The sequence below is a fragment of the Gemmatimonadota bacterium genome, from assembly GCA_009835325.1.
In the GTDB taxonomy this organism is placed as follows: domain Bacteria; phylum JAAXHH01; class JAAXHH01; order JAAXHH01; family JAAXHH01; genus JAAXHH01.
On sequence record VXWP01000039.1, the window covers coordinates 50806 to 58575 of the forward strand.

General features: G+C 61.4%; 8 protein-coding genes and 1 pseudogene (1 of these 9 only partly in view). 5 read left to right on the plus strand and 4 right to left on the minus strand.

Annotated elements, in window-relative coordinates:
- Positions 1–30 precede the first annotated feature (30 nt).
- A complete protein-coding gene (locus F4Z81_04735; protein MXW04361.1) occupies positions 31–1383 on the minus strand; it encodes an NAD(P)-binding protein in 1353 nt (450 codons plus the stop codon).
- 262 nt (positions 1384–1645) lie between these two features.
- Between F4Z81_04735 and F4Z81_04740 the strand changes: the two genes are divergently transcribed.
- The 3 genes from F4Z81_04740 to F4Z81_04750 all read left to right on the plus strand — a co-directional run bounded on the left by F4Z81_04740 (position 1646) and on the right by F4Z81_04750 (position 4479).
- Positions 1646–2458 carry a phosphate/phosphite/phosphonate ABC transporter substrate-binding protein gene (locus F4Z81_04740; protein ID MXW04362.1) on the plus strand — a complete coding sequence of 271 codons (813 nt, stop codon included), beginning with the start codon at positions 1646–1648 and terminating at the stop codon, positions 2456–2458.
- Positions 2459–2564: 106 nt separating this feature from the next.
- A complete protein-coding gene (locus F4Z81_04745) occupies positions 2565–4214 on the plus strand; it encodes a hypothetical protein (GenBank protein MXW04363.1) in 1650 nt (549 codons plus the stop codon).
- 28 nt (positions 4215–4242) lie between these two features.
- The gene (locus F4Z81_04750; GenBank protein ID MXW04364.1) at positions 4243–4479 is read left to right on the plus strand and encodes a hypothetical protein; all 237 of its coding nucleotides are present in this window, start codon (positions 4243–4245) and stop codon (positions 4477–4479) included.
- An 89-nt stretch (positions 4480–4568) separates the two neighbouring features.
- On the opposite strand, the gene F4Z81_04755 is transcribed toward F4Z81_04750, so the two are convergent.
- The gene (locus tag F4Z81_04755) at positions 4569–4796 is read right to left on the minus strand and encodes a ribbon-helix-helix protein, CopG family (GenBank protein MXW04365.1); all 228 of its coding nucleotides are present in this window, start codon (positions 4794–4796) and stop codon (positions 4569–4571) included.
- A 219-nt stretch (positions 4797–5015) separates the two neighbouring features.
- On the opposite strand from F4Z81_04755, the gene F4Z81_04760 reads away from it, so the two are divergent.
- Positions 5016–5357 (plus strand): pyrimidine dimer DNA glycosylase, encoded by a 342-nt coding sequence (locus F4Z81_04760; protein ID MXW04366.1) that lies wholly within the window; start codon positions 5016–5018, stop codon positions 5355–5357.
- Between the two features lie 75 nt (positions 5358–5432).
- On the opposite strand, the gene F4Z81_04765 is transcribed toward F4Z81_04760, so the two are convergent.
- Entirely contained in the window at positions 5433–6380 is a 948-nt protein-coding gene (locus F4Z81_04765) for an NAD(P)H-binding protein (GenBank protein MXW04367.1), read from the minus strand.
- A 34-nt stretch (positions 6381–6414) separates the two neighbouring features.
- Positions 6415–6903: a hypothetical protein gene (locus F4Z81_04770; GenBank protein MXW04368.1), complete on the minus strand. Its 489-nt coding sequence runs from the start codon at positions 6901–6903 to the stop codon at positions 6415–6417.
- Positions 6904–7344: 441 nt separating this feature from the next.
- On the opposite strand from F4Z81_04770, the pseudogene F4Z81_04775 reads away from it, so the two are divergent.
- Positions 7345–7770: pseudogene (locus tag F4Z81_04775) on the plus strand (potassium transporter Kef); it runs 1174 nt beyond the window's last position.

The window sequence follows — 7770 nt, forward strand, 5'->3', positions numbered from 1 at the left end:
ATAGGGGAGGAGCGTCAAGGTCCAAACGGCTCAGGGCACCAGCCACCCCGGCATGTTCGGGATGCCCGCAATTCGGCGCACCATCTGCCGCCGCGAGATGACCACGGTCGCGCGGGAGCGCTCCTCGGTGACCGACGTATCAATCTCCCTGGCGGCCCGCAGGCCCGACTCGAGGGCGCCCTGCATCCACCCCCGATGTCCCGAGGCGTGCTCGCCGGCGAAGTGAATGGGGCCTTCGGGCGATGCCAGTTCCGGATGCTCCGAGAACGGAGGATTGTAACTGGCGAAGGCCGCCCCGATCCAGGGCTGATGCTCCCATGCGAAGTAGGTTCCGTGTTCCGCGACTTCGCGCGTGCCGGGGAACAGGTTATTGAACCGACCGATGAAACCGGGCACGATGGCGCCGGGAGAGGTCGCCGCGATCCTGCGTGCCAGTTCTCCGAACATGTAGGACATCAGAATACCCCGAGGCCCCTCCTGGTTCCAGGTGGGATGCCAGAACTCCGAGTACCCCTCCGCGAACGTCAACCCCCAGCCGTTCAAGCCGTCGTCCTCCCAGACACGCTGCGAATACTGGACGTAAACCCGCGTGACGTCCTGGTAGGATGTGGCTTCGAAGGCCGACTGCTTCGATGCCGAGAGGACGGGATCGAACTCGATCTTGTCGATGACGGGGAGGGGGACCGTGCAGATGAGTTTGCGGCCCCGCAGTTCCTTTGCGGCGGGGCCGTAGGTAGCCGCCACCCCGTTCTCATCCCGGACCACTTTGGTCACCGGCGTACCGGTCCGAACGCGGTCTCCGAGCGCTTCGGCGAAGGCCATCGGCAAGGCATCGATCCCCGCCGGAATCTTGAGCCACGCGTCCCGCCCCCCACTGAGGAACGCTGCCGGTGTCTGCCGCTGGCGGGCCCCCTGATCGTTAACGACGAGGTACTCGCCCTGCTGCGTATAGAAGGGCGAGGTCTCGATGCCGAAGTGGTCGATGTAGCCGAGCGTCAGATCATGCGAGGGCGGGATGCGGGCCGGGCCGGTTTCGGCGATGAGCCCGTCGTCGAAGGGTTCGCGAAGCGTCTGTGCCCGGCCCCCGATTACGTTTGATGCTTCCAGGACCTGGACACCGTGCCCCGCCCGGACCAGCTCATATGCGGCGACCAGTCCGGAAAGGCCGGCGCCCACCACGATCACGTCGACCCGGTCTTCAGGTGGTGGCGTCGGCTCAGGCGCCGGCGGCTCGGTCGGTTCACTTTCGTCCGGACCCGTGACGTTGCTCGAGCAGCCGGTGCCCAGAATTAGTGGGACCAGGACGCCGCTTCCCCGGACGAGAAAGTTCCGGCGGCTGAGCGTTTCCTTTTTCTTGTTGGAAGTCATTTTGTCGAAGGTCATCGACATTCGGTCTCGAGCCGGCGAAAGTTAATGAACGGCTACCGGCCGGCGTCGGACGGATGGAAGGTGTTCCGTCTGCGCGGCACGGAATGGCCCGGTCGTTCGTGAGATCTTTACCTGTTGAATATGGAGTTTAAACGACTACTTCTCTTACTTCAACATTTAAACTAACATATCCACAAAAAGTCGTCGTCACGGATGAGTCTTGCCGCCGACGGATCATTCAGTTTCAATATAGGGCAAGGGGGTCTCGACAAAACCGATGCCATTCGTATCCAATGCCCGCATGTACGCCGTGAGCCCCGAGGCCGAGACTGCGTGGATGGGACTCATCGCCCACGTCGCCGAGGATGCCGGCACGGCGTTCGATTACGTCGCCTACCCGGCACCGCAGCCGCTCGAGAACCTCTGGCGCCGCGACGACCTCGGGTGCGTGCAGATGTGCGGATACCCGATCGCGCTCGACCTTGCCGACGTCGTGCCCCTTGCATCACCCATCCCCGCCGCGACCTGGGCCGGTGGCAAAGCGCTTTCCCGGACCGACCTGATCGTGCGCGACGATGCGCCTTTTCGCACGCTGTCCGACACCTTTGGCGGGACCGTGGGTTGGACGGTCGCCCACTCGCAGTCGGGCTTCAATGCGCTGCGCAATCATCTGCTGCCTTATCGCAGCGAGGACCGCCCTCGCCTTTACCGCCGCTCCGTCGGCCATCTCGTCACGGCACGGCGGGTCCTCGACAGCGTGGCGGACGGGCGTATCGACGTCGGACCTCTGGACGCCTACTGGCACATGTTGGTCAGGAAGTACCTGCCTGGGCTTACAGAGAAAGTCCGCATACTCGAATCGACCGAGACCGTGCCGATGCCGGCATTCGTCGCCGTCCCGGCGATGCCCTCGCACACGGTCGATCGTCTTCGAGAGGCCTTTGCGACAGCCCACACACGGCCCTGGTTTGCCCCGTTCCGAGCATCGCTCCTGATCGAGGGATTTGAGTTAGTGACGCGTGGGGCGTTTCATCGTACTTTGGAATGGGCGCAGGCCGCCGAGGCCGCGGGTTACCTGGAACCCGGGTAAAGCCGGCGACCGAATGCCACGTAAACCGTCCGCCAATCAACCGGCGGCTGCGATCAACCGGCGGCAGCATAAGTTCCGTCCGCCAATCAACCTTGAGCAACCCACCATGAACTACCCTTTCGATCTCGGAACATGGTCCCGAAAAGTCACTACGGAATCGGATGACGCCCAGCGCTGGTTCGACCGCGGGTTGAACTGGACCTACGGCTTCAATCACGAAGAAGCGGTGGACTGCTTCAGGCGTGCGGCCGACGCGGATCCCACCTGCGCGATGGCCTGGTGGGGGATCGCCTATGCGAACGGACCCCACTACAACCGGGCCTGGATCCGATTCACTGAAGCCGAGATCGCCCGGGTCCTGCCGGTTTGCCACGACGCGGTGACGACCGCGGTCTCGCTCGCATGCGATGGGACACCGGCCGAGCAGGCTTTAATCAACGCGCTGGCGAAGCGGTACCGGAATGGCGATGAGCGCGATACCGGGGTGCTGGACGCCTGGCACCGGGATTTCGCCGACGCGATGCGCGACGCCCGCCTGACGCATGAGGATGATCCGGACATCGCCGCCTTCTATTTCGATGCGGCGCTGAACTGCACGCCCCGGCAGCTCTGGGATCTACGCACCGGGCAACCCAACCCGCGTGGCCACACGGCCGAGGTATTGCCGGTGATGGAATCCTGGATGGAGCGGATCGCGCGTGACGGGCCCATCCATCCGGGCATCTGCCACCTGTACATCCATATGCTGGAAATGTCGCCCATGCCGGAGCAAGGACTCAACGCGGCCGACCTGCTGCGCGGGCTGCTGCCCGACGCCGGCCACCTGGAGCACATGTCGGCGCACATCTACGTCCTTTGCGGTGACTGGGCGCAGTCGGTGGTCCAGAGCGAGCGGGCGGTCGCCGCCGACGACAAGTACCTCGCCTATGCCGGTGATCAGAATTTCTACACCACCATGCGGTGTCACGATCTCCATCTCTACATGTACGTGGCCATGTTTCTGGGGCAGTACGGCAAGGCCACCCATGCCGCCGGCCGGATCCGCGCGATGGCCACGCCCGAATTGATCGCCCGAAGCGCGCCCTTCATGGCCTCCATCCTCGATGGTTATTCCGCCATGACCACGCATGTCCTGGTTCGCTTCGGCCGCTGGCACGACCTGATCGCATCACCGGAACCTGATGAGCGCACGCTGCGACCGATCGAAACCGCCATGCACGCCTACGGACAAGGCGTGGCGCACGCGGCCCTCGGTCAGATCGAAGAAGCCGAAGCTGCCCGTGAAACGTTCGACGGGGCCGCGGCTGCGATCCCCGAGGACGCGATCTTCTTGAGCAACACGGTACGCGACATGCTCCGCATCGGGGAGGCCATGCTCGACGGCGAGCTCGAATACCGCAAGGGGAACTACGACCGGGCGTTCGACAGCCTGCGTCTCGCCGTCTCGCGGGACGACGCGCTCAACTACACCGAACCCTGGGCCTGGATGCATCCCCCGCGCCACGCCCTCGGCGCGCTGCTCGCCGAACAGGGCGCGTTCGATGAAGCTGAAGCCGTTTATCGCGCCGATCTCGGCTACGAAGGAAGCCTGCCCCGCTGCTGCCAGCATCCCGACAACGTGTGGGCGCTCCAGGGGCTGTTGGAATGCGTCGAACACGCGGGAGACGCCAACGAGCTACAACTCCTGCGACAGCGGCTGGCGTTCGCCAAGGCCCGCGCCGATATCCCCATTGAAACGTCCTGCTTCTGCCGGTAGGGGGCGGCAATGTGAGAGGGAGGCGACTATGAAGAACATTACATTCAGTGCGGATGAGCACCTGATTGAAGCCGCGCGTCGTAGGGCGTCTTTGGAGAATACGACTTTGAACGAGCAGTTCCGGTTATGGCTGGAGAGTTATGCTGAACGGGTAGAACAGTCTACCGAAGCCATGGAAACCATCCGTGAGGCACAGCGTCGTATTCGCACAGGTGGGCGAAAATTCACTAGAGAAGAGATGAATGAGCGGTTATTACGCTATTGAGTGATTTTACTCAATACAGTAAACGAGAGTGTATTGACCCGAGGCTGTAACCCGAAATCCCGGGTGCTGGCAGTTACCGCCTTCGGTTGTTACGAGCCAGAACCCTCGCAAAATCCCTCTTCTGCCAGTTCCTGTTCCTCGATAGGATCCAGTTTCGCACATTCTCGTGCCAGCCGGACCCGCTTCAGTCTATCCAGCTTATCCGACACGGCCTCCTCAATCACCTGGCTTCTGTTTTCAAATGATTGCTGCATGATTAGTTCATCGAGTTGCTTGACGATTTCCTCGTCCAGTGTAATCGTAATTTTGGATTTCATAACATAATCCACCTGGTATGAAAATAGGTCATACATTCAGATTGTCACGCGCGATGCCTGGTTGGTTCACTGGATGACGGTATTTTCTCCAGAAGTTCCAATTGTGTCGACATCCGTAGATCAGATGACGAAGTATGATTACGGAATGCTTGCCCAGGGTACCGAAATCGGTGTAGGTTTCAGAAGAAAGTCGAGCCGTTGTATCCGGAGCCTGAAGTAATGCGCATCTGGGACCTTCCACCCGAAATCCTGTGCAGACAGCACCTCCTCGGTGAGCACCGGGAGTTGCACGGGCTATGGAATGTTCTCACATTGGGGAAAACAGGATACCGGGAGCATCCGGAGACGAAACGCTGGGTCGGCCGACTCGCGGCGTTGTACGGCCGGCACGAAGCATTGGTTGCGGAGATGCACCGGCGGGGCTACCGGCACAACACGCCACTGGATGATTCGCTTGCTACGGGTCTGAGCGAGCAGGATGTATTGATCGACAGCCTGGATGAACAGATCCGGATGTTAACTGAGAAGCCTTGTCTGTGCCCGATGGCGCCCTGGCCATAGGATCCACCGTCGCTTCATTCCGCCTCTTCATTTGTTCTCCGTTTCGTTTTGCGTCCTCGAAGATAGTTTGGGTGTCTACACGAATTCTCGACCCTCGTTATCCAACGCCCTTCGTACCGCATCGGCCATACCTCTGGGCCGAATAGGAAAGGCATCCAGGGCGGACTCATCGCCTACGATTGTCTCGTTCCGGAGGCTTTCGACGAGTTTCCGTCCGATCTGCGCGTAGACGGGTGTGAACAGGCCGAGCCACAGGCTGGAGAGGCGGGGTGAGAGGACGGGCACGGAGATCAGCAAGCGCTTCAAGCCGCGCTGCCGGGCGTATTCCGTCATGAGATCCCGGTAGGAGGCGCGGTCCGGTCCACCGATTTCGAAAACCTGGCAGCGGTTGAAAACCGTGCCGGAAACGTGGAGTGCGGCAACCAGGTAGTCGAGCACGTCATCGATGGCAATGGGCTGACACTGGGTATGAACCCATTTCGGTGTCAGCATCACCGGGAGTTTCTCTACAAGGGCGCGGATCAATTCAAATGAAAGACTGCCGGAACCGATGATGATGGATGCCCTGAATTCGATCGTCGGCACGCCGGAGTTTCGAAGGATTTCCCCGACTTCCCGCCTGCTTTCCAGGTGGCCGGACAGTGGCTGTCCTTTACCCAGGCCGCCAAGGTAAATGATACGCCCTACCCCGGCCGCAAGTGCCGCCGCCGCAAAGTTCGTCGCAGCCTTTCGATCTTCCAGTGCGAAGTCACCGCCGGACGCCATGGAATGGACCAGGTAGTAGGCCGTCGATACGCCTCGCAGGGCATCCGGCAGTGTTGCCGGTCGCAGCAGGTCGCCGCCTGCTACATCGACATTGTTCGCTGCCAACGAGGACAACGCATCCGGGCGCCGAACGAGACAACGCACCCGGTGTGATCCGTTTACCAGACGCCGAAGCAGCCGGCTCCCGATGTACCCCGTGGCTCCGGTAATGAGGACGGTTTCCGGCTGCGATGAATGCGTTGGCTGGGATCCGGTCATGAACCCTCCGTCCGGATACGCGATCAGCAGGCCTTCAGAACCCGCGCCAACCGGGTATGGCGGCCGACTGTCGAATCCAATCCGCCATCCGCTCCTCGTCAAACTCGCCCTCGTATAGGTCGATCCAGCGCGAGTCCTTGTCCTTGCCGGAGCCGGGCGGAACGGGTCTCAATGCCGCGCCTTGTAAGAACGTCACCTTCACGTAGCGCGTGAATACGTGGTAACTCAGGAACCAGCCTTGATCCTCTATACCGTAGAACGGCGAGTTCCACCTCACGGCCTTGCGCACGCCGGGCACGTTGCAGACGATGAGCTCGTCGAGGCGGCGTCCCACGTCGCTCTTCCAGCCCGGCATGGCCGCGATGTAGGCCTGCACGGGGGCGTCTCCGTCGGCCTTCGCGATTTGGGGGTTGCCGCCCGAGAGGAGGACCGGTTTCGGACCAGCCTCTGTTGCGCCGGCATTGACTACCCCTTTCGGGCCAGCACCTCTCTCACCAGCTTTCGTTGATTTCCTGGAAGACATGCCTGCCACTATGTTCACTCCAGTCCGCGCCTTTTGGCCGTGTGCGGTACCAGGGTCGGCACTTGGTGCTTTAACGTGGTGGCGCCACCTGCTCCTGGCGTCGATGGCGGATCCTGTTCCGAAAAGAAACAGGAGACGGAAGCGGCGTCAAGCGGACTTCCCGGCCGGGTGTAAAAACCAACAATCATGCAATGATCACGCGACAGGCCTGGGCGCATCACCGGTCGCGTTATTGCATTGACACAGGAAAGATCGCCCGCCAGGCCTGAGCGTCCGCACTTCCGTGGTTTTGCGTTGACACCGGTAGAACGCGGTGGGTAATTGGATGGATGCGCGTGGACGAGTGTGGACGAGCGTGGATGAGCGCGGGCGAGCGTGGAAGGACAAGGACGGCCTGCGGGCAGCCTGGGACTAAGGTAAATAGACACGAAGGGTGGCATGATGGATTTCGAATGGATCACCATTGCGCTGGGTGACATCACATGGCTCGCCGTGGCGTTCGCGCTGGGTCTGCTTTCCCGGGCCGTAGGTCTGCCTCCCCTGGTTGGATTCCTCGCTGCGGGATTCGTGCTCAACCTGTTCGGCATCGCCAGCGGGGATGTGCTCCGGAAGCTGGCCGATCTCGGAATAACGCTGCTGTTGTTCGTCGTCGGCCTGAAGCTCAACTTGCGGACCCTGGCGCGACCCCAGGTATGGGCCGTCACCGGCCTGCACATGGCACTGGCCGTGCTGATCCTGGGAACGATCGTCCTTTTGCTCGCCATGCTTAATGCGCCTTCCTTTTCCGATATCGGGATCTACCCGTCGTTGCTGATCGCCTTCGCACTGAGTTTTTCCAGTACGGTCTTCGTCGTGAAGGTCCTGGAG